Annotated in this window: 18 protein-coding genes and 1 pseudogene; 9 read left to right on the top strand and 10 right to left on the bottom strand. The window is 71.6% G+C overall.

All coding sequences use genetic code 11. The features are described from left to right. Positions 1–62: 62 nt before the first annotated feature. The 3 genes from BLU81_RS09625 to BLU81_RS09615 form a co-directional block, all read right to left on the bottom strand. Complete coding sequence (locus tag BLU81_RS09625; RefSeq protein ID WP_197686163.1) at positions 63–1,310, bottom strand: lanthionine synthetase LanC family protein; 1,248 nt, start codon at positions 1,308–1,310, stop codon at positions 63–65. Next, positions 1,307–2,395: a glycosyltransferase gene (locus BLU81_RS09620; protein ID WP_092543560.1), complete on the bottom strand. Its 1,089-nt coding sequence runs from the start codon at positions 2,393–2,395 to the stop codon at positions 1,307–1,309. Before BLU81_RS09620 ends, BLU81_RS09625 begins: the two co-directional genes overlap by 4 nt. A gap of 101 nt (positions 2,396–2,496) precedes the next feature. Further along, complete coding sequence (locus BLU81_RS09615) at positions 2,497–3,876, bottom strand: FAD-dependent monooxygenase (RefSeq protein WP_092543558.1); 1,380 nt, start codon at positions 3,874–3,876, stop codon at positions 2,497–2,499. Between the two features lie 202 nt (positions 3,877–4,078). On the opposite strand from BLU81_RS09615, the gene BLU81_RS09610 reads away from it, so the two are divergent. Both BLU81_RS09610 and BLU81_RS09605 read left to right on the top strand, forming a co-directional pair. Further along, a complete protein-coding gene (locus BLU81_RS09610; RefSeq protein WP_092543556.1) occupies positions 4,079–4,423 on the top strand; it encodes a hypothetical protein in 345 nt (114 codons plus the stop codon). Next, positions 4,420–5,061: a nucleotidyl transferase AbiEii/AbiGii toxin family protein gene (locus BLU81_RS09605; protein ID WP_092543554.1), complete on the top strand. Its 642-nt coding sequence runs from the start codon at positions 4,420–4,422 to the stop codon at positions 5,059–5,061. Before BLU81_RS09610 ends, BLU81_RS09605 begins: the two co-directional genes overlap by 4 nt. 145 nt (positions 5,062–5,206) lie before the next feature. Here the strand turns inward: BLU81_RS09605 and BLU81_RS09600 are convergent, their stop codons facing one another. Continuing rightward, on the bottom strand, positions 5,207–5,479 hold the full coding sequence (locus BLU81_RS09600; protein WP_157751440.1) for a hypothetical protein: 273 nt from the start codon (positions 5,477–5,479) through the stop codon (positions 5,207–5,209). Between the two features lie 33 nt (positions 5,480–5,512). Here BLU81_RS09600 and BLU81_RS09595 point away from each other — a divergent pair, with 33 nt between their 5' ends. Further along, entirely contained in the window at positions 5,513–5,845 is a 333-nt protein-coding gene (locus BLU81_RS09595; protein WP_157751439.1) for a hypothetical protein, read from the top strand. A 101-nt stretch (positions 5,846–5,946) separates the two neighbouring features. On the opposite strand, the pseudogene BLU81_RS09590 reads toward BLU81_RS09595, so the two are convergent. Further along, a pseudogene (locus BLU81_RS09590) lies at positions 5,947–6,141 on the bottom strand (hypothetical protein); the annotation flags it as partial. An 87-nt stretch (positions 6,142–6,228) separates the two neighbouring features. Here BLU81_RS09590 and BLU81_RS09585 point away from each other — a divergent pair. Further along, a complete protein-coding gene (locus BLU81_RS09585) occupies positions 6,229–7,299 on the top strand; it encodes a hypothetical protein (protein ID WP_092543546.1) in 1,071 nt (356 codons plus the stop codon). Here BLU81_RS09585 and BLU81_RS09580 read toward each other — a convergent pair. The 4 genes from BLU81_RS09580 to BLU81_RS09565 all read right to left on the bottom strand — a co-directional run bounded on the left by BLU81_RS09580 (position 7,294) and on the right by BLU81_RS09565 (position 12,426). Then, the gene (locus BLU81_RS09580; protein WP_092543544.1) at positions 7,294–7,722 is read right to left on the bottom strand and encodes a PPOX class F420-dependent oxidoreductase; all 429 of its coding nucleotides are present in this window, start codon (positions 7,720–7,722) and stop codon (positions 7,294–7,296) included. The two genes, BLU81_RS09585 and BLU81_RS09580, sit on opposite strands and share 6 nt — an antisense overlap. A 65-nt stretch (positions 7,723–7,787) precedes the next feature. Next, positions 7,788–8,276 (bottom strand): hypothetical protein, encoded by a 489-nt coding sequence (locus BLU81_RS09575; protein WP_157751438.1) that lies wholly within the window; start codon positions 8,274–8,276, stop codon positions 7,788–7,790. An 88-nt stretch (positions 8,277–8,364) separates the two neighbouring features. Next, complete coding sequence (locus BLU81_RS09570; RefSeq protein WP_157751437.1) at positions 8,365–9,456, bottom strand: hypothetical protein; 1,092 nt, start codon at positions 9,454–9,456, stop codon at positions 8,365–8,367. A 66-nt stretch (positions 9,457–9,522) separates the two neighbouring features. Next, complete coding sequence (locus BLU81_RS09565; protein WP_092543538.1) at positions 9,523–12,426, bottom strand: helix-turn-helix transcriptional regulator; 2,904 nt, start codon at positions 12,424–12,426, stop codon at positions 9,523–9,525. 242 nt (positions 12,427–12,668) lie between these two features. Here BLU81_RS09565 and BLU81_RS09560 point away from each other — a divergent pair, with 242 nt between their 5' ends. The 5 genes from BLU81_RS09560 to BLU81_RS09540 all read left to right on the top strand — a co-directional run bounded on the left by BLU81_RS09560 (position 12,669) and on the right by BLU81_RS09540 (position 19,761). Continuing rightward, positions 12,669–13,646 (top strand): pectate lyase family protein, encoded by a 978-nt coding sequence (locus BLU81_RS09560; protein ID WP_092543536.1) that lies wholly within the window; start codon positions 12,669–12,671, stop codon positions 13,644–13,646. A gap of 186 nt (positions 13,647–13,832) precedes the next feature. Further along, entirely contained in the window at positions 13,833–14,183 is a 351-nt protein-coding gene (locus BLU81_RS09555) for an STAS domain-containing protein (protein WP_092543534.1), read from the top strand. Between the two features lie 38 nt (positions 14,184–14,221). Beyond that, positions 14,222–15,247, top strand: coding sequence for an NYN domain-containing protein (locus tag BLU81_RS09550; protein ID WP_092556830.1), 1,026 nt, complete (start codon positions 14,222–14,224; stop codon positions 15,245–15,247). A gap of 10 nt (positions 15,248–15,257) precedes the next feature. Next, the gene (locus tag BLU81_RS09545; protein WP_092543532.1) at positions 15,258–17,894 is read left to right on the top strand and encodes a DUF7824 domain-containing protein; all 2,637 of its coding nucleotides are present in this window, start codon (positions 15,258–15,260) and stop codon (positions 17,892–17,894) included. A gap of 193 nt (positions 17,895–18,087) precedes the next feature. Next, positions 18,088–19,761, top strand: a complete 1,674-nt coding sequence (locus tag BLU81_RS09540; protein ID WP_092543530.1) for a sensor histidine kinase — start codon at positions 18,088–18,090, stop codon at positions 19,759–19,761. On the opposite strand, the gene BLU81_RS09535 is transcribed toward BLU81_RS09540, so the two are convergent. Continuing rightward, positions 19,750–20,304, bottom strand: coding sequence for a BON domain-containing protein (locus tag BLU81_RS09535; RefSeq protein WP_157751436.1), 555 nt, complete (start codon positions 20,302–20,304; stop codon positions 19,750–19,752). The genes BLU81_RS09540 and BLU81_RS09535 overlap by 12 nt on opposite strands. Positions 20,305–20,403: the final 99 nt, after the last annotated feature.

Below are 20,403 nucleotides of genomic sequence, written 5' to 3'. Positions count from 1 at the left end.
GAACTCCGCCTCTCGTGGTGACGGCGGTGGCACCGTGCCCCGCCGGCCGACTCTACCGAAACTCACGTGCGGCGCGACGCCGTCGGCTGGTCGGGCCAGGCCACCGCGTACGCGGGATCCGCCCCGGCAGCGACCCGGGCGAACCGCAACAGTTCACGGACGATGCCGGCATTACCCATCGCCCAGCCGACGTGGGGTTCGAGCGTGCTCGGTGTCGCCCGGTGCTCGTGATTCGACCAGCGCACCCCGTCGGCGTCGACGGTCGCGAGGGTGACCAGGTCGTCGACCAGCACGCCGGCGAAGTCGAGCGACTCCCCCTGCTCGACATGCCGGTCGCAGGCCAGCGCCAGGACTCCGGCGGTCCCGCAGCACCGGCCGTTGTTGTCCCAGAAACCGGGGCGCACACGGCGCGGAAGTCCGCAGTGAGTGACGGTGTGCCAGCACCGGTCGGCCAGCACGGTCCAGGCGGCGTCCCCGGTGAGCGCACCGAGCAGCCGGAAGACCTGCGCGTCGCCCGCCGGGCCGTTGCACCAGCCGTAGCTGTAGCGCTCGATCAGGTCGGGCCGGTGCGGCGGGTCGGAATGCGGAACGAGGAAACCCGCCGGTCCCGCCTCGTCACGCGACACCACGTCGGCGGCCCCGGCCAGGGCCAGTTCGATCAGGTCGTCGCGGCCGGCGGCGGCGCCCACGGCCGCAAGCGCGGACACGATGCCCAGCGTGCCGTGTGCGATGTGATGCGAACGCGGCGGGCTGGGGCGAACCGCCCAGTTGACCCCGCCGGGAGTCCGGTCCGCGGTGTCGAGGTAGGGCTCCACGGCCAGGACCGCGAGATCCAGGTCACCGGCGTGTAGCGCACCCAGCGCGATGCCGGCGTTGCCGAAGAGCAGCTCGAACATGTCACCCCAGCGCCGGCCGTCGAAACGCGAGCGCACCCGGCTCAGCGCCCGTACGGCGGCCCGGTCCGCAGCGGGATCGCCGAGCAGGTTGTGTACCGCGCGCAGGGTCACCGCGGTCCCGGACAGACCGAAATACAACGAACAGTCCTGTTCGTCGTCGACAGCGGCGGCCATCGCTGCCGCGCCACGGACAGCGGCGTCGCCGTAGCGGTCGTCCCGGAAGTGACGCTGGGCTTCCAGCAGTGCCAGCACGATCCCCGCCCCGCCGCTGTACAGCGTGTGGTCAGCCTCATCGCCGGTCGCGGTACTCGCCCACGTCAAGCCGCCGCCGGTGCTGCGTGCCGCCCCGATCATCCAGTCGACGGCTCCCGCGGCCAGGTTCTCCAATGGCATGGTCAGCTGGTCGACGCTCACACCAGACGCTCCAGGGCCGGAACCACCTCGGCCGGGGACGGCATCGACGCGATCTCGGCCGCCACGTCCCGGGCCGCGGCCCGCAGCGCCGGATCGGTCAGCAGCCGGGTCAGGTCGGCGGCGGTGATCGATTTCGCGGCGACCGAGAGGCCGGCACCGCTTCCGGCCAGCATGCCGGCGTTGTGGGTGCGGTCGCCGGGGCCGGGTGCCACCAACTGCGGCACTCCGGCGGCCAGGCCACCCAGGATGCTGCCGGCCCCGGCGTGGTGGATGAACCCGGCCGCGAACGGCAGTGCCTCGGCGATGGGGACGCGCCCGACCGGCCGTACGTTAGCCGGCAATCTTCTCTTGATCTTGGCTCGGACCAGCACGAACTCGGCATCCACCGACGTAGCGGCGGCGATCACCGCGGCCGTCGGATCGCCCGGCGCCGGGCCCTGCAGGGTGCTGCGGCTGACCAGGACCCGCGGCCGGTCACCGGGAGTGCGCAGCCAGCCGGGGATCGGGCCGCCGCCCGAGGACGGCACCGGGCGCATCGTCACCGCGCCCACGATGGCACCGGCCCGCAGACTCGGCGGGATGACCGAAATCGTCAGGCTCGGAGCGGGCACTGTCAGACCGGCGAAGGAGCTGCTGGCCGTCACCGACCGGAACAGTTCGTCGGCGGGCCACAGCGTGTTCTCCTGCAGCACCGACGGAATCGACAGCCGCCCCGCCACGATCGCCCCGGCCTCACTGAGCGGCTCGAAGACGATCACGTCGGGGCGTTCCCGCTCGGCCAGGGCCGTCAGCGGCTCCACCAGCGCCAGGTTGGCCCGGCCGAAGATCTCCCCGACCATGGAGTGACCAGCGGCCCCGCGCAGTTCGGCAAGGGCCAGACGCGGATTGCCCACGGTGGTGCGCAGCGCACTGCGCGGCAGGTCGAAGCCGGCCCCGATGTCCTCGGACCGCAGACCGAGGACATCGGGCGGGAACCCACCGGACGCCAGGATCACGTCGTGCCCGGCATCCCGGCACGCGGCAGCGAACGGGATCAACGGCAGCAGGTGACCCTGCAGCGGAACCGAAACGAACATGATGCGCATGGAAGCCGTTCTATCAGAGATCCGCCGCCGGCTCCGGTTCGCCAGGCTCGTGTGGTGACTTCGGGTGCGATTCGCACCCGAAGTCACCACACAGATGGGCGTCAGCCGGTGGGTTCGCCGAACCAGCGGGTGAGGTGGGTGTCCAGGTCTTGCTGGTCGTCGCCGAGCCAAGCCACGTGGCCGTCCGGGCGCAGCAGGACGGCGGGTGCGTCCAGGGCCAGCGACGGATCCGCGAGGTGGTCGGCCCGGCCGCCGGTGTTCAGGTGACCGGTGCAGTCCAGCAGCAGGCCACGACCCCGGTGCAGCAGCCCGTAGAGGTCGCCCTGCCGCGTCTTGATCTCGGGCATCCGGCGGCCGAGCAGGTCCGGGCCGGGACCGAAGTCGTAGCGGACACCGATTCCGGTGATCTTCTCCAGCAGACGGCGGTTCACCTCGTCGAAGTCCATCAGCTCGATCAGGAGCCGGCGGACCGCCTGCGCGCCCGGTTCGTCGGACAGCAGTTCCCGCTGGGCGCGGGTGTTGTCCAGTACGTCGGCGGCGACCGGATGGCGTTCGGTCTGGTAGGTGTCGAGCAACGTGCCCGGCGCCCGGCCGTGGACCTGGGCGGCCAGTTTCCAGCCCAGGTTGACCGCGTCCTGCAGGCCCAGGTTCAGGCCCTGGCCGCCGATCGGCGGATGGATGTGGGCGGCGTCACCGGCCAGCAGCACCCGGCCGATCCGGTACCGGTCGGCCAGCCGGGTGGCGTCACCGAACCGGGACAGCCAGCGCGGCGAGTGCACCCCGAAGTCGGTGCCGGTGAGAACGCGCAGCTGCTGGCGGAAGTCGTCGAGGGTGGGCGGCTCCCCGGTGGTGGCCGCCGGAACGATGACCCGGTAGAGCCCGTCGCCCACCGGACGGATGTCGACCCGTCGATCGAGCGGTCCCGACGGTGGTGTGGTCACCGCCATCTCGCCCATCAGCGTCTCGTTGCGTGTCGGTTCGCCGGGGAAGCCGACACCGAGCAGCCGCCGAACCGTGCTGTGTGCGCCGTCGCAGCCGACCAGATAGCGGGTGCGCAGCTGTTCCCCGTCGGCCAGTTCGACCGTCACCCCGTCCGCTTCCTGATCGAAACCGGCCACGGCGGCACCGCGCCGGATGCTCGCGCCCGCGGTGGCCGCGTGTTCTTCGAGCAGTCGCACGACGACCGGCTGCGGGATCCCGAGCAGGTAGGCGTACGGCGAATCAAGGTCTTGGGGTGCGGGTTTGTCGATGGCCGCGAAGTAGGCGCCGGCCGGACGCCGGCGGCCGTGCGCGAGCAGACGGTCCAGCAGGCCGCGCATCGCCATCAGCTCGATGCTGCGGATGTGCAGGCCGACGATGCGGGCGAACGACACGGGTTCGGTGTCCTGCTCCAGGACCAGGACCCGGACGTCGTGCAGGCGGAGTTCGGCGGCCAGCATCGCGCCGACCGGGCCGCACCCGGTGATGATCACGTCAAACATGGCGGTGTCGCCTTTCGGGGAGTGCCTCGTGCTCCCCGGCGGCACTTACGCCGATCGACCGGGGAGCACCCTCATCACTGCGTTCATGGGGTCTCACCTCCCTCGGCTGACATCGACGATGCTGGCCACATTACACCCGCTAGACCATCCTAGGAACCTAGCTGTTTGCCTTCTGTACGGTGTGTCGGTTTAGGCTGATGACATGTCAGTGAGTACCGCCCCGGTCACACACCTCGCCCGGCCGCACCGGCCCGTGGTCGTGGCGGGGACGCTCGGCGAGCTGCACGGCCCTGCCACCGGGATCGTCGAGCTGCCGCTGCGCCTCTGGTGGCAGCCGCAGCGGGCCTTCGACCTGAGCCAGCACACCATGCTGCTGTGGATGTATGAGAACGTGCTCCGCGAAGCCATCCGCGTCGACGAGCTGCGCGAATACGTCAACGGCACGGTCCTGATCCGGCTGTGGCCCGAACTCAACCTCCCCCGTGGAGTCCGCGCCGCCTGGGAAGCACGTCACCCCCGGCTGCGCGCGCTGGCCATCGCCGCGTGAGCGTCGACGACTTCTACCGCGACATCGCCCGGATCGCCCTCAACGTCGCCGACAAACACGGCTTCGTCCTCGGCGGCGGCGTCGCCTGGCTGGTCAACGGCCTGGTGGCCCGCCCCACCGAAGACCTCGACCTGTTCACCGACACGGCCGGAGCGGTGGCCGCCGCAGCCGGCGAGGTGACGTCCGCACTGACCGCCGCCGGTTACCGTGTGGTCCCCGAGGAAGCCGACGAACTGTTCGAAGGCATGAACGCCGACATCCAGGAGTTCCTGGTCGCGGGCGAACACCGCGCCCTACGCCTCACCCTGTGCCGCCTGGACCGCAACCGAGCCCCCGTGGTGATGGACCTCGGCCCGGTCATGCACCTCGACGACCTGGTCGCCACGAAGGTCGCCGCCCTGGTCAACCGGCGCGAAGTCCGCGATTACATCGACGTCGCCGCAGCTCTCGAACGTTACCCCCTCCCCCGGGTCCTGGAACTCGCCCACGCCGCCGACCCGGCCCTCGACCCCGAGGACATCGCCGACGCAGGCCGTTACCTCGACCGCCTCGACGACGCCCGCTTCACCCTTTACGGACTGGACCGCGCCGCCATCTCCGCCCTCCGCTCCCGGTTGTCCGACTGGCCACGAACATAACGCGGGGGTACGACAGAAACCGCGACCGACCGCAGTGCATGGCCGATCGCGAGAGTCCGCGCGAGACAGGCGTACCGGCAAGGCCGTCGGCGCGGCCGCCGGGCGGAGGCGGCCCGGACTGACCGGCTGCCATCGTGCCCATCACCTACGCTCCCGGCCGCCCACCCCGGATCAGTCCCGGCAGGCGCGTCCTGACGACGCCCACCGCATGGGCGGCCGCCGGGTCACCGCTCCGGGCCTGCGCGATCAGGAGTTCGACCTGTTCCGGGGGCAACCGGCTCGCCGTAGACACCAGACTTCCGATCTCCCGGGCTGAGGCATGTTGTCGCCGGCGGCGCACCGGCAGCCCGTAGTCCGCGGCGTCCCTCTCCAGCACGTCCACCCATTCCCACCGGCGAACCGCTCGTGCAATGATCATCGTCGCTTTGTCCACACGGGGAAGGAAACACCGATGTCTCGTCTGCGAAGGGCCCTGATCGGCGCCGCCATGCTGCCGCTGGCGGCCGGCACCGTTGTCGCCGCCACCGCCACGCCGGCCGCGGCGAAGCCGAACCTCTGCACCATCGCCTCCAAGAACATCAACTGGTCGAACATGTCGTCCTGGACGCGGTGCCAGATCGGGACCGGCTACTACCGGGTCCGGATCACCTGCGCCCCGAGCCCGACCTCCGGCGGAACCTACTTCTACGGGTACTGGTTCGCCCCGCAGACCCAGCTGCCCTCCGCGGCGCAGTGCCCGTCTTCGCACGGCTACATCCTGGGCGCCACGACCGAACTCGCGTAAGCCCGGACAGGTCTGACAAGCGGCCGTCCGCTGGTGCGGGCGGCCGCTTGTCAGGGTTCTGCGGGCAACCATCGCGGTGACGTGCCGCTGAACCCCTTGCCTTACAGCAATGGGGCGCAGGCCTCCAGCCAGTCGACACCCCGCTGCCACCCGGCAGCGGTGAGCGCGCAGACCTTGCGCTCGGAGCTGACCAGGCCGGCGCGCTCCAGCCGGGTGAGAGTGACGTAGACCTTGCTCTCTTTGAGGGCGTCGGCCATCGGGCCGAGCGCCAGTTGCAGGGCGGCTCGCAGCTGATAGCCGTACGACGGCTATCCGGGCGAAGGACCGTGATCGGCGTACCGGCTGTCCGACGGGTGGCGCATCGACGACGGCACCATTCGCGGATGCTTCTGATCCTGGTCCCGGTTCTGCTGGGCGCGCTGGTCACGCCGGGGCCGGGCAACCGGTTCCACTGGCGCAGACGACGGGGCTATCCGTCGGCGGGGTTCGCGGCGCCGTTCGTGGTGGCGGCCGGGTCGTTGATCGTACCGGCGCCGGTGCTGTTGATCGTCGACCTCGGTCGTTCGCTGACGGTGCTCGACTTCGTGGCCGCCGGGCTGGCACCGGTGGCGGCGTTCGTGGTGACGCGGTGGGTGAGCCCGGCCTGGTGGAAGTCGTCGTCCGGGTGGATCGCGGTGCGGGCGGCGCTGCTGGTGACGCTGGTCGTGGGGGCCGAGCTGTCGACCGCGGGGACGACCTCGCTGGTGCGGGCGTGGCTGGTGTCGGCGATCGTGACGGCCGGCTATCTGGCGTGCTGGCGGGTGCTGGACACCGGGTACTGGCCGGTGCTGCTGATCCGGGACGGGGTGATCCTGCTGGTGGTGGCCGGTGCGGCCGCGCTCGGGCCGGGACCGTTCGCGACCCGGAGCACCGATCCTCGGGAGCTGGCGGTGACGCTGCTGATCGTGGTGCTCGCGGCGGCCGGGCTGGTCGCGGTGCTGACCGGTGGGTGGCGGCTGCGGCGGTGGCTGCGGCACGGGCCGCCGTTCTGGCCGCGCCCGCCGGGGCTGGCGAGCTGGCCGCCGGAGCCGGGTCAGGTGTGGAACGCGGCGATCATCCACGACGACGACAACCACAAGGACCGGCCGGTGGTGGTGTGGGAGCGGACGCCCGGCTACGTGAAGGTCCTGACCGTCACGTCGGTGGACAAGTCGGCGAAGCCGGAGCACTACCTGCGGATGCCGCTGGCCGAGTGGCACCGGGTGCTGACCACCGACGCGTGGCTGTCGCTGGAGTTGACGCCGGTGCCGTACCCCGATTTCCGCAGTCTGCGCGGCGAGTGCCCGGAACGGTTCTGGCGCAAGATCGGGAACCGGCGGATCCGGGAGCCGCGCTCGTTCACGCCGAGTCTGACGGTGCGGCACCGGCTGCGGTCGGCGATGAACCGTCGGGTCGGGGTGGACGCCCGGTCATGAGGCGACGCCGGTGAACCCGTGGATCCTCGCCATCCGGACCCGGACCAGCAGTTCACCGTCGACGGCGTTGCGGGTGCCGTACTGCTCGGCCAGGTCAGCGCCCATGTAACGGTGGGCGATCCGGGTGGCCCAGATCAGCATGTCGGGCAGGTCGGTGCTGACGGTGGCGGTGCCGCGGACGGTGACGTACGCGAACGGGGCGATCTCGGAGTCCACACAGATCGCCACCCGCGGGTCCCGGAGGATCGCCTTGCCTTTGACGGTGTCGGCGCCGGTGTTGAACACCAGGTCGTCGCCGTCGAGCACGAACCAGATCGGCACCACGTGCGGGGAGCCGTCGGCGCGTACCGTCGCCAGTTTTCCGGTCCGGGTGCCGGCCGTGAGGAAGTCACGAACCTCGGTCTCGGTCATCTTCGTCGCCATGCCCGCATTCTCCCCCGGTGGGTGCGGGCCGGCCCGGTGAACCCACCCGGCCGGCCCGTGTCGTCTCAGTCGACCGGGATCCCCTTGCGGAACTCCTTCTGGACCAGCCCGGTCTGGTAGACCTCGGATCGGCCGGTAGTCGGGTTGAAGTAGTTGATCTTCGCGTACAGCTCGTCCTTGCCGTCGGTGTCCTCGTCCAGGACGTAGTACGGCTCGTCCTCGACGAACTCGACCCCGAGCCCGGCGGGTCCGCACGCCACCCACGCGAGGGTCAGCTCGTCGAGGAACCCGTCGTCGTTGGAGTAGAGCGCGCCACCGAACTCACCGACCGGCAGGATCGCCTCACACGCCGCCTGCGACATGTACCGGTCCAGGCCGGCGGTGACCCGCCAGACGTTGGGAGTGAGGGTGCCCTCGATGGTCAGGCAGGCGTTGAAGACTCCGGCCTGGCCGGCGCAGGCCCGCACCGGCGCGGCCTGGGCGGGTACGGCGGTCGTGGCCAGGGCGAGGGCCGCGGTCACCGCCGGGACGGCGATCGTTCTCCACAATCTCACTGTCGGTCTCCCATCGGATCGGTTACTCGGATGCCGGGAACGCTGCCAGCGACCGCACCCCGCCCACATGGGTGGCCGCCACCCGGATTCAGGTCATCCGCCGCAGCACCCGGGTCGCCCCGCCGAGACAGCCGACCGCCCACAGTTCACCGGCCGGGGTGGCGGCCACCCCGGTGATCGCGGTTCCGGCGACGTTCTGCGGCAGGCCGGGCGGAGGATCCTTGACAAAACCCTTGCCGTCGTACGACATGACCAGCGCGTTGTCCACACCGTCGACGATGTGGTAGCCGACCGCCCACACGCCGGTGGGAACGGCCACCACACTGCGCAACTGGGTGCCCTCCTGCGGTACGTCGACCGGCACCCGGACCCAGTCGCGCCCGTTCCAGCGCAGCGCGAACCCGGCCCGCTTCCCGGCCGCCCAGCTGTACCCGACCGCCCACGCGTCCTGATCGGTGACCGCCGCGACGCTGAACAGCGCGGTCTGCACGGTCCGGTCGATGTCGAGCCGCACCGGCTGCCAGCCGAGCCCGTCCCAGTGCAGGATCACCGCCTCGGCCGGCCCGCCGAGCGCCCCGGTGTAGCCGACCGCCCAGTCCCCGAGCACCCCGGTCAGGTGGACCGGCCGGGTGCCCAGGTCCGGGGCCGGCACGGCGGTCCAGGTGGTGCCGTTCCAGCGCAGGATCAGGGCCTGCCCGCCGGTGGAGCCGACCGCCCAGCCGTCGCGGGCGGAGACCATGTCGACGGCGGTCAGGTACCCGTCGCCGGGCAGTTCGGTGACCGTCCAGGAGACGCCGTCCCCGTGGGCGACGACCGGCCGCGCGCCCGAGGGGTAGGCGGGCAGGGCGGGGTCGAAGACGCCCGTGGAGGTGAGGCCGACCGTCCACACGTCACCCGGTGACACCGCGTCCACCGCGGTCAGTGTGTCGTGGTCGCCGGAGAAGTTCGGGACGGCGACGGTACGCCACTGCGTCCCGTTCCAGTGCTGGGTGAGAGCCCGCTGGTAGCCGCTGCCGTCCGGAGTGAACGTCCCGACCGACCAGACCGCGTCCGGGCCGGCCGAGACGACACCCCGCAGCAGGTTCGACGACCGGCTGGGGCTGGGCGTGGACACCACGGTCCACGCGGACGACGGCTCCACCAGAGAAGCAGCGATGATCACTGCCAGTAGTGATTTCATGCTCCGCAGTCTGTGGCCGGCCGGCCCGTAGACGACGAAGTCGATCAACCCATGTTCGCCGCCGGACTACCCGTATTCGCGGGCGAGCGCGCCCCGGTCCGGCAGCCCGGTCTTGAGCAGCAGCCCGGCCACGTGTTTCTCGACGGTTCGCGGTGACAGGAACAGCCGGGCGCCGATCTGTTTGTTGCCGAGCCGTTCGACGATCAGTTGCAGAACCTCGTACTCACGCACGGTAACTCCGGCACGGCGCAGGTCGGGTGGGATCCGGTCGCTGCCCCGGCGGCGCTGCCGCAGCGGTACGCCCATCGCCCGCAGCCGTTCCCGGCACGCGGCCGCCGCCCGTACCGCCCCGGTCCGGTGGAAGTGGTTCTCGGCCGTGGTCAGCCACTCCCGCGGCCGGCCCCAGCCGTCGATGGCGGCCGCCTCGCCGATCAGCCGCAGCCCCAGGTGCCGGGCCAGCGGGTAGGGCGCCGACAGCTCCTCGAACTCGGCGACCGCCGCAGCGGCCCCGGCACCGTCACCCGCACGGCCGTCCAGAACGGCCCGGCTGAGCAGGACGAACTGCCGGTTCCAGCGGGCCCGGCCGGGCGCCGAATCGGCCAGGCCGTCGTGTTCGGCGCGGCCCGCCTTGCCGGTCAGCACGGCGAGCAGCAGGTGCGGGCCACGGTTGAACGACAGGTAGTGCGGTGGCAGGTCGTCCTCCTTGGCGACCGCCCGGTCCAGCAGATGCCAGGCGCGTTCCCGGTCGTCGTCGAGCAGCGCCCCGAAGCCGAGTCCCAGTCCCCAGACGGCCGCCGCGTGATCGACGTCCTCGCCGCCGAGCGCGCGGTACCGCCCGTACCGCTGATCGGTTTCGGACTTGGACCCGGAATGGGCGGCGACGCAGACACGCAGCGCGAGGGCGATCAGCCGGGTCGCGGTCAGCCGGAGCCGGGCGGCGGTCTGTTCGGCGTGCCCGGCCCGTCGCTCCGCCTCGGCGAACTCGCCGCGGGTCAGATGGGCGACCGCCAGTTCGCATTCGATCACCAGCCCGGTGACGACGGCGCCCGCGACGGTCGCGGTCTCGTGCGCTAGCCGCAACCGGGCCGGGTCCACGTGGTGGATGACGTCCAGAACGCCCAGGTGGAACAGCATCCGGACCCGCCAGGTGGTGAGGTGGTGCTCGTCGGCGAGGGCCAGCGCCCGGTCACACAGTTCCCGGGCCTCGTCCAGGTCCCGGGCGCGGGCGCAGCTCGCCAGCACCTCCAGGGCGGCACAGGCGACCTCCGGCCGGTGGGTGTCGCGCAGCGCGGTGGCGGCCAGGCGCTGCGCCCGGGCCATCCGGTCCGGCGCCGGATGCCCGAACACCAGGAACGCCTCCACGGCGTCCACTTCGGCGGCGATCTCCGGGCCGGGCCCGAGTTCCCGGACCCCGGCGGTCTGCCGCAGCCCTTCCGCCCAGCGGCCGGCGGCTCCGGCGGCGCGGGCCAGGCGCAGGTGCACGGCGGCCCGCTGCCCGGACGGTGCGTGCAGGTCCAGCCAGGTGCCGAGAGCGGCGGCCCGCTCGATCTCCCCGGCGTCGATGAGCGCGTCCAGCAGCACCGCCCGCAGCCCGGTCATGACCGGCTCCGGCACGTCCCCGTCCACCAGCCGGGACAGGGCGCGTTCGGCCTGGGTGATCGCGGTGGTGACGGCGCCCTGCAGACGGGCGCGTTCGGCCAGGACGGTCCGGATCTCGGCGGTACGCCGGGGGTGGCCGGCCTGGAACCAGAGGTCGGCGGCCAGGTCTGCCCAGGTCTGCGGCAGGCCGGGGTGCCGTCGTTCGATCGAGCTGGCGGCCCGGCGGGAGAGCTCCGCGGTCTCGGCCGGGAGCAGGCCGGCGCGCAGGGCTTCGGCGGTCAGGGCGTGCCGGAAGGCGTACCCGCCGGGTTCGCCGTCGGCAATGATCAGGTGTGCGTCGCCGGCGGCGCGCAGGCATCGGGTCAGGGTCTCGGCGTCGATCCCGGCCGCCTCGGCGGCGACCTCGGCCGGGAACCGGACACCGAACAGGGCCGCCACCCGCAGCAACTCCCGGGTCTGCGGGCCGAGACCGTCGGCGCGGGTGGCCAGGATCGTGGCGAGCGACGCCGGGATGGTCGCCCGCCACGGTGTACGGGGGCGCCAGCCGTCGCCGTCGACGGTGATCGCGCCGTCCAGGACCATGCCGGTGAGCAGTTCCTCGACGTGGAACGGGATGCCGTCGGCGGTGTCGCGCAACCGGTCCAGCACCGGGCCGGGGACCTGGTCCGCCGTGGTGCCCAGACAGGATCCGGCGAGGGTGGCGACCTCGTCGCCGGTGAGGGCGGTGATCTCCAGGACGGTGGCGGCGCGCCGCCGGGACAGTTCGCGGACCAGGGCGGTTCCGGGGCGGGCGGTTCCGACGAGCACGACCGGTTCATCGGCGAGGTGGTCGGCCAGGTAGTCCAGCACGGCGAGGGTCTCCGCGTCGGCGTCGTGCAGGTCCTCCAGCACGATCAGGCACCCCACGGTCGCCCCGTCGTCCACCGCGAACGCGGTGAGCAGCCGCAACACCGCCTCGGCGAGGACCACCGGCGACTCGTCGGGCCCGGCGGCCCCCTGGTCCGGGTGGCGCCATTCGGGGAGCAGGCGGGACAGGGCCGCCCGGTACGGGGTCAGCCGCTCGTCGGTGGGTGGGCCGGTGCGGCGCAGGGCCGCCATGAAGGCTTCCCGGAGCGGGCGGTAGTGGTCCGTACCGGATGTCGCCCGTCCCCGGAGAGCGCGCATGCCGGTGTCGCGGGCCCATCGGGACGTCTCGGCCGCCAGGCGGGTCTTGCCGATGCCGGCCTCACCGACGAGCAGGAGAACGCCGCCGGAACCGGTGGTGGCGGCGGCCACGGCGGCTCGGAGAAGGTCCTGTTCGGGGCGGCGGCCGACGATCGGGCCACCGAGGCGCAGACGAGGTGCCCGGTTGGTCGCGATGATGCGGACCATAGGCCGACGGGTGACGTGGCGGGAACGAGCACGTCGCCTAACCGACTGGAGAACGCCCCCAGATCACCATTGACAGATGTCGATTGCAGCGCTTACGGTCGGCCGAGGAAAGCGCTTACCCGCAGCGTACGGCCGGACCCACCGATCTGGCCGCGCGCTAGCAGGTATCCCCAAGCGCTTCCGGCACACCCATGCCGTCTTCCCCGGACGGCATCCGTCCCCCAACGGAAGGGAATCCCCGCATGTCCCACGAGCCCCGTCCCCGCGCCCGTCGCCGCACCGTCCTGGCCGCGCTGTCCGCCGGTGTCATCGCCGCGGGCGGCCTGGCCGTCGCCACCCCGTCCCCGGCGCTGGCCTACGAGACCAGCCCGGTCGGTTTCGCCAGCCTCAACGGCGGCACCTCCGGCGGTTCGGCGTCCACCGTGGTCACCGTGACCACCGCGTCGGCGCTCGCGTCGGCGCTGAGCTCCGGCACGTCGCAGACGGTCCGGGTGTCCGGCCTGATCTCGATCTCCGGCATGTACAGCGTCGCCTCCAACAAGACGATCATCGGGGTCGGTTCCGGCTCCGGCGTCACCGGCGGCGGCTTCAACCTGAACAGCGTCCGGAACGTGATCATCCGCAACCTGGTGTTCCGCAACGCGAACGACGACTCGATCAACGTCCAGGAGGGGTCGACCAACATCTGGATCGACCACAACGACCTGTCCAACGGGTACGACGGCCTGATCGACATCAAGCGCGGCTCGGACTACATCACCGTGTCGTGGAACCGGCTGCACAACCACGACAAGTCGATGCTGCTCGGCCACAGCGACGACAACGCCTCCCAGGACACCGGGAAGCTGCGCGTCACCTACGTGCACAACTGGTTCGAGGGCACCGGCCAGCGTCACCCGCGGGTCCGGTTCGCGAACCCGGTGCACGTGCTGAACAACTACTACAGCAACATCGGCTCGTACGGGGTGGCCTCGACCGAGAACGCCGGAGTCTTCGTCGAGCGCAACTACTTCGAGAACGTCGCCAACCCGACCATCACCCAGACGGGTGACTCGGACGCCGGCAACTTGAAGGTCCTCAACAACTACAAGGTCAACTCGGGCACCGAGGTGGTCCGCAACGGCGCCAGCGTCGCGGCGATCCCCTACTCCTACACCCCGGAGGCCAACAGCACGGTCAAGGCCACCGTCACCGCGGGCGCCGGCACCGGCAAGATCTAGATCCATTCCCGGTACGAACGGTGCCCGCTCGGTCACGAGCGGGCACCGTTGCCGTGTCCGGCCCGATCTGGAAGTCTATGAATTAGCTGTGAGCAGGGGAAATTCGCGAAAGCCCCTCGACGGCGAACTCCCGGAAGCCTTAGCGTTTACGCACCCGGTCGTTCCGGTAAACGGGAGGCGTTCGCCATGAGCGCTAGCACTGTCGACGTCAGCAGCAGCCCCGACGGCACCCTCGTCATCCACCCGCACGGCGACCTCGACGCCGACGACGCCATCGGCCTGCGCCGGGCCCTGATCCACGCGATCCTGCACACCCGGCCGGTGCGGCTGATCCTCGACCTGGCCGACGTCCACGAACTGGATGCCCTCAACCTCGGCGCCCTGGCCGCCGCGTGCGGGGTCGGCGACGACCATCACGTGCTGGTCCTCGTCGACAACGCGACACCCGGTCTCGCCCACCACCTCACCGCGGCCGGTGTCCCCGGGCAGCGGATCCGGCACGCCGCCACCGGGAGCGCACTGCGGCAGGCCGCGTGAACCGGCCCGGCGCGACGGACCAGGCGTACGGTGGCGTTGTGGATCTGGAAGAACGTATCGCCCTGTTCCTTGACTATGAGAACCTGGCGATCGGGGCGCGTGACCATCTCGGTGGCATGCGGTTCGATCTGCGGCCGGTCACCGACGCGCTCGCCGAGCGAGGCCGGGTGGTGGTCCGCCGGGCGTACGCGGACTGGTCCTACTTCGACGAGGACCGCCGGATGCTCACCCGGTCGCACGTCGAGCTGATCGACATCCCGCAGAAGATGGGCGCGTCCCGCAAGAACGCCGCCGACATCAAGATGGCCGTGGACGCGCTGGTGCTCGCCTTCGAGCGGGAGTACGTCACCACCTTCGTGCTCTGCACCGGCGACAGCGACTTCACCCCGCTGGTCCACAAGCTGCGCGAACTCAACAAACGGGTGATCGGCGTCGGTGTCGAGCGGACCACCTCCGCCCTGCTGCCGCCGGCCTGCGACGAGTTCCTCTTCTACGACCGGCTCGAAGGCGTGGAGACACCCGCCCAGCCGGTGGCACCCGAGCCCGAGACGGCGCCCGCGCCGACCCCACGGGACCTGGAAACGCTCGCGGCGCTTGTCGCGCAGACCGTCGCCGGTCTGCAGCAGAGCTCCAGCGGCACGGTCACCGCGTCGGTCCTCAAACGCACGCTGCTGCGCAAGGACCCCACCTTCAACGAGGCCGACTTCGGGTTCCGGGCCTTCGGGGAGCTGCTGCGGCACCTGGCCGGTAAATCGGTGATCGAACTGGCCGACCGGGCGGCCAAGGGCGACCCGGAGATCGGCCTGCCCGAGCGCGGCGACCGGGAGACCGCGTTCGAACTGCTCGCCTCCACGGTCCAGCCGGGACCGGCGGCACTGTCCGGGCTGAAGAACCAGCTGCGCAAGGCCGCACCCGGCTTCAGCGAGAAGAAGCTCGGCTACCGCAGCTTCCTGCAGTTCTGCAAGGCCGCGGCGGCGGTCGGGGCGGTCGATCTGCGGTGGGACACGGCCGCCGACGATTACCTGTTGAGCGCCCCGGGAGAAAATGTCGTACCCGGGTCCTAGATTCTCGGCCATGAGTTTGACCTGGGCGAATCTTGAGCAACTGGCGCGGCGTTCGGCATACGCGCGGATCACCGAAATCCTCCTGTCGATGACCGAGCAGGAGCGCCTGGCGTTCGCCCCGGAGATCGAGAAAGGCGTCAAAGGACTCCGCGGTGATTCCTGGTGGGACCAGGGCGACGACCCGGCCGTCGGGTTCGCCCTCGCCGTGATCGCCTGCATGCCCACCGCCGCCCGGGCCGCTGCCCTGCTGAACCGCCGCGACATGCGGGACCGGTGGGGCAGCGTGCCCGACCGGTTCTGGCGGCAGCTCACCGAGGCCCGTGACCTGGAGTGGTTGCCCGACCTCGGGGTGCGGCTCGCGGCGAGACTGCCGGCCAAGGAGGCCTGGGCCGGTGACTGGCGGTTCGTCGCCCGGATGCTCGACGCCACCCCCGAGCTGGCGCCGGCGACCGAGGGGTTCGTCCGGGGCTGGCTCGTGACGCTGCACGACAGTCACGGCAAGTGCAATCCGCTGGCCGGCAAGCTCCGGTCCAGTCCCTACCTGGACGTGCTGCTGCCCGCGGTGTTCGAGATCGACGGTCTCGGCGGGGCGCTGACCGGCGGCCAGTGGACCCCGGCGGGCTGGGTGGCGAAAGCGCCCTTCCCCGAGGCCGTCGTCGAGCTGGTGACCGAGGGCCGCCTCGACCGGGCCACGATTCTCGCCGCCACCCTGGATCGCCTGGTCCGTGGCGACCGGCCGGCCTGGCTGCGGCCGTTCACCGAGCTGCACGACGCCCTCGCTCCCACCCTCGACGAGCACACCGCCGCCGCCGGCGACTATGCCGGGCTGCTGGCCGGGGCGCCCTCGCCGATCGCCGCGATGGCCCAGCGCTCGCTGCGGGCCGTCGACGACGCCGGGCGCCTCGACGTCGAGACTCTGCTGGAGACGAGCGGCACCACCCTGCAGCGCACCGAGAAAGGGCTGGTCAAAACCCAGCTGTCCTGGTTGGAGAAAGTCGCCCGCCGACAGCCCGACCGGGCCGGCGAGGTGCTGGAGACGGTCGCCCTGGCGTTCGGGCATCCGGCGCTGGAGGTGCAGGAGCGGGCACTCACCCTGATCGGCCGGCAGATCCGCCGCCTCGACGCGGCGACCGTGGCCCGGCTGGCCGACGCGTCAGTGGTGCTCACCGGCGACCTGCCCGCGCGGGCCGCGGAGCTGTTCGGGGTGGCCGCGCCGGAAGCAGAGCCGGAGGTCGTGGCGCTGGCCGCTCCGGCACCGGCCGCCGCGATGCCGCCGCCGATCACCACCGCCGCCGAGCTGGCCACCGAGATCGTCGCCCTGCTGCACAGCGAGACGTCGGTCGGCTGGGAGCGGGTGATGGCCGCGCTGGTGGCGCTGCCCGCCGACGGCCTGTCCGAGGCGCTGCAGCCCGTCCTCGACCGGCACGAGGGCGATCTCAACAACACTTACTGGTACGGCACCTTCCGGCGCCCCGGTCACCTCGGCGACGTGCTCCGGCGGGTCATGACCCCGGGAGCCGTCATCAAACGGCCGAACACCATCAAGGAACCGACCGGCCCGAGCGGCGTCCTCGTCCTGCGGCTGCAGGAGATCGCCGACCGGATCACCGTCGAGCCGACCGCCGAGTTGCTGGCCACCCCCACCCGGGTCGACGGCAGCCTGGACGCCGCGGTGCTGCTGGAGCGCCTCGCCCGGCTGGAGGCCGCGGACCGGAAACCGTGGCCGGTCGACTTCGAGCAGGCGCTGCTGCGGGTGCCACGGGAGACCGGTGTGGACGTGCTGACCGGTGCCGCGGAGCTGACCTCGGTCGCCGGGCTGCGGTTCGCGGCGTGGCTGAAGGAGGGCGGCCTGCCCGATCCGGTCAGCACCCGGCGGGTGCAGAACGCCAAGGACGGGCGGTACGGGTACGGCGGCACTCCCCCCACCGGCCGCCGCGTGGTGGCCGAGCTGGAGCCGGCCGGTGGCGGCGACCGGTTCCCGCTGTCGGACCGCCTGTTCGGCCTGACCCGTGGCCCGAAGATCGAGTGGTACTCGGGTGACTTCGCCAAACCCGCCGACATCGCCGCCGCGGCGCTGCCGCATCACCGGGAGGTCCTGGCCGCCTGGGCCCTGCCGACCCTGGCCTCGGTCGCCGACATCGATCAGCGCGGTGCGGGCAAGGCGTTGCCGCTGATCGCCGAGTGCGCGGGCCCGGTCGGGCCGGCCGTCGCCCTGGCCGTGGCCTATGTGCTGGGTGCCCGGGACGAGGCCGACCGGCTGGCCGCCGTGGACGCGTTCCTGATCCTGGCCGCCGGCGACGAGGTCCTGGCCGTGAGCGGCGAACCGTTCGGTGCCGCCGTCGGCGCCGAGATCGGTGACCTGTGCGCCGACGGCACGCTGAAGTTGACCCGGGTGCTGCCCGGTCTCACCGACGCGCATCAGGGCGGTGCCTCGCACGCGGTGTGGCATGTCCTGGCCGCGGCCCTGCCGGTCCTGCTGCCGGTCGCCCCGCGCGGGCTGCCCGACCTGTTGGAACTCGCCACCCTGGTGGCGGGCCGGATCGGTGCCCACGACGAGATCCCGGGCCTGGCCGAGGTCGCCGCGAGGCCCGGCACCTCCCGGGTGACGAAGGAAGCCCGCCGGTTGCGGACGATGCTGGCGGGCTGAGTCGCGGGGCTGCGGTGGGTGCGACATACTTCGGTGTCTCGCTGACCTCCGGGGTCGTGCCCGTCCGGCACGGATCCGGGGATTGGCGGGTTGTCGCCGCCGGGTGTTCCCCTGCCCGGTGGCGCATCGCGTCGCCGGGCAGGGCAGGATCGGCGGCGTTTCCGGTAACTGGGGCATCATGCGAGGAGAGTCGATGAGCCGGGCCCGGCTGGTTTCCTGGTCGCTGCGGCGCCGGGTAGCGGTGCTGTTCACCGTCGCGGGAATCCTGCTGTCCGGTGTCGGCCTGCTGGCCGTGGTGACCGCGGTGGACAGCAACGACAACCTGGACGTGATCCTGAACAAGACCGGCCCGATGCGCCTGGCCGGCCAGGACCTCAGTGCCGCGTACCTGGACCAGGAGACCGGTATCCGGGGGTACGCACTCAGTCGCAAGGCCGAGAACCTGCAGCCCTACCAGGCCGGTCTGCAGACCGAGCAGGACCTGCTCATCCAGCTCGAAACCCTCAACGACGCCAACGGCAACGCCCGGATCCGCACCGACCTGCGGGTGGTCCGGGAACGGGCGGACGCCTGGCGGCGGACGGTGGCCGAGCCGATCATCGTCTCCGTCGAGCGGGGCGAACCGGCGGCGGCCGGGATCGGGACCCGCGAGTTCGACGCCCTGCGGGAGTCGGTGAACCTGTTGCAGGCCGACATCCTCACCCTGCGCAACGCCGCCGTCGACGCGGCCCGCCACACCTCGACCCTGCTGATCGCCCTGCAGGTCGCCACCGCGGTCATCGTCGTGGTGGCCGGTGTCGTGCTGATGCTGCTGCTCGACCGGCTGATCAACCGGCCGGTCACCGATCTCGCGGAGCAGGTGCGCAAGGTCGCCGGTGGGGACTACGAGCGGGCGATCACCAGTTCCGGGTCGCCGGAGTTGCGCGGGCTGGCGGCCGACGTGGACGGTATGCGCCGGCAGATCGCCGCCGAGCTGACCGTGGTCCGGGAGGCGCGGGCCCAGGTCGAGGCGATCAACCTGGAGTTGCAGGCGAAGGCCGAGGAACTGACCCGGTCGAACCGTGATCTGGAGCAGTTCGCCTACGTCGCGTCACACGACCTGCAGGAGCCGCTGCGCAAGGTGGCCAGTTTCTGCCAGTTGCTGCAGCGCCGGTACGCGGGGCAGATGGACGAGCGCGCCGACCAGTACATCAGTTTCGCCGTCGACGGCGCCCAGCGGATGCAGCGGCTGATCAACGATCTGCTGGCGTTCTCCCGGATCGGCCGGATCACCGCCGGGTTCAAGGATGTCGACCTGGACCGGGTGCTGCCCGAGGTGGCGTCGCAGTTGGAGGCCCGGGCCGGTGACGACGCCGACATCAGCTGGGCCGGGATGCCGGTGGTGGAGGGCGAGGAACCGCTGCTCACCACGCTGTTCGTGAACCTGATCGGGAACTCGCTGAAGTTCCGCCGGCCGGACGTGCCGCCGGTGATCCGGACGACCGCGGAACGCGACGGCGACCACTGGCGGATCAACGTCCGGGACAACGGCATCGGCATCGAGCGCGAGTTCGCCGACAAGGTCTTCGTGATCTTCCAGCGGTTGCATCCGCGGGACGCGTACGAGGGCACCGGCATCGGCCTGGCCATCGTCAAGAAGATCGTCGAGTACCACGGCGGCCGGATCTGGCTGGACCTGGACGTCGAGGAGGGCACGTCGATCTGGCTCACCCTCCCGGCCGGCGTGGAACCCCGGGCCGACGAGGAACCCCCGACCGCCGGGGCGTCCGGAGCCACTGGAAAGTCGGCGGCCGCCGGGGCATCCGAAGCCGGTGAGAACCCGGAGACGAAGGCCGGGACAGAAGTGGCGACGGCCTCAGAGAGCTGACTGGACGGCGAGTGCCGTGGCGACGGCCAGCCACGGCACCGCCAGCAGCAGTGCCCCGGCACCGCCCAGCCGGGGGTAGAGCAGGACCCCGACCAGTACGGCGACGGTCGCGATCACGACGGCGGCGCCTTTCAGGGACACCTCCCGCCGGGATGAGGCGGCTGGCCGGCCGCCGGGTGCGGTGGCCGGCCGGCGGGGTTCGTCCCAGTGGGCGATCAAATCGTCGAACGGGTCCGGTTGTTCCATCGTGGCGGTGACGTCGGCGGCCCGGGCCAGGGTGAGACGGTTGCAGATGTCGGTGACGCCGGGTGTGGTCCGGGCGATCTCGGCCGCGGTGATCCGGGCGTGCAGGGAACCGACGGTGCCGATCAGGTTGGCGACCCGGTTCTGCACTTCGACGAGGACGAGTTCGCGTTCGAGCCGTGGATCATCGAGGATCCGTTCGAACACCTCGATGGTGAGCCGGATGTCGGGGCTGCTGGCGGGCCGGGGCCGCCGGTCCTGCCAGGCGTCGTCGAAGGGCTGGGGCCACACGTTGCTCACTCCGTACTGCCGGCGGTCTCGGCGGCGAAGTCTGGTCGGCGGGCGTAGCGATCGGACCACGGTTTCATGACAGGCCGATGACAGGTTCGTGATTATGAG

The organism is Actinoplanes derwentensis, from assembly GCF_900104725.1.
GTDB lineage: Bacteria > Actinomycetota > Actinomycetes > Mycobacteriales > Micromonosporaceae > Actinoplanes > Actinoplanes derwentensis.
This window is presented reverse-complemented; position numbering and strand designations above follow the sequence as displayed.

Excerpts from the sequence above, each read along its gene's own strand:
- BLU81_RS09620 (WP_092543560.1), bottom strand. The coding sequence starts at position 2,395 with ATGCGCATCATGTTCGTTTCGGTTCCGCTGCAGGGTCACCTGCTGCCG.
- BLU81_RS09615 (WP_092543558.1), bottom strand. The coding sequence starts at position 3,876 with ATGTTTGACGTGATCATCACCGGGTGCGGCCCGGTCGGCGCGATGCTG.
- BLU81_RS09610 (WP_092543556.1), top strand. The coding sequence starts at position 4,079 with ATGTCAGTGAGTACCGCCCCGGTCACACACCTCGCCCGGCCGCACCGG.
- BLU81_RS09600 (WP_157751440.1), bottom strand. The coding sequence starts at position 5,479 with ATGATCATTGCACGAGCGGTTCGCCGGTGGGAATGGGTGGACGTGCTG.
- BLU81_RS09595 (WP_157751439.1), top strand. The coding sequence starts at position 5,513 with ATGTCTCGTCTGCGAAGGGCCCTGATCGGCGCCGCCATGCTGCCGCTG.
- BLU81_RS09585 (WP_092543546.1), top strand. The coding sequence starts at position 6,229 with ATGCTTCTGATCCTGGTCCCGGTTCTGCTGGGCGCGCTGGTCACGCCG.
- BLU81_RS09580 (WP_092543544.1), bottom strand. The coding sequence starts at position 7,722 with ATGGCGACGAAGATGACCGAGACCGAGGTTCGTGACTTCCTCACGGCC.
- BLU81_RS09570 (WP_157751437.1), bottom strand. The coding sequence starts at position 9,456 with ATGAAATCACTACTGGCAGTGATCATCGCTGCTTCTCTGGTGGAGCCG.
- BLU81_RS09565 (WP_092543538.1), bottom strand. The coding sequence starts at position 12,426 with ATGGTCCGCATCATCGCGACCAACCGGGCACCTCGTCTGCGCCTCGGT.
- BLU81_RS09560 (WP_092543536.1), top strand. The coding sequence starts at position 12,669 with ATGTCCCACGAGCCCCGTCCCCGCGCCCGTCGCCGCACCGTCCTGGCC.
- BLU81_RS09555 (WP_092543534.1), top strand. The coding sequence starts at position 13,833 with ATGAGCGCTAGCACTGTCGACGTCAGCAGCAGCCCCGACGGCACCCTC.
- BLU81_RS09545 (WP_092543532.1), top strand. The coding sequence starts at position 15,258 with ATGAGTTTGACCTGGGCGAATCTTGAGCAACTGGCGCGGCGTTCGGCA.
- BLU81_RS09540 (WP_092543530.1), top strand. The coding sequence starts at position 18,088 with ATGAGCCGGGCCCGGCTGGTTTCCTGGTCGCTGCGGCGCCGGGTAGCG.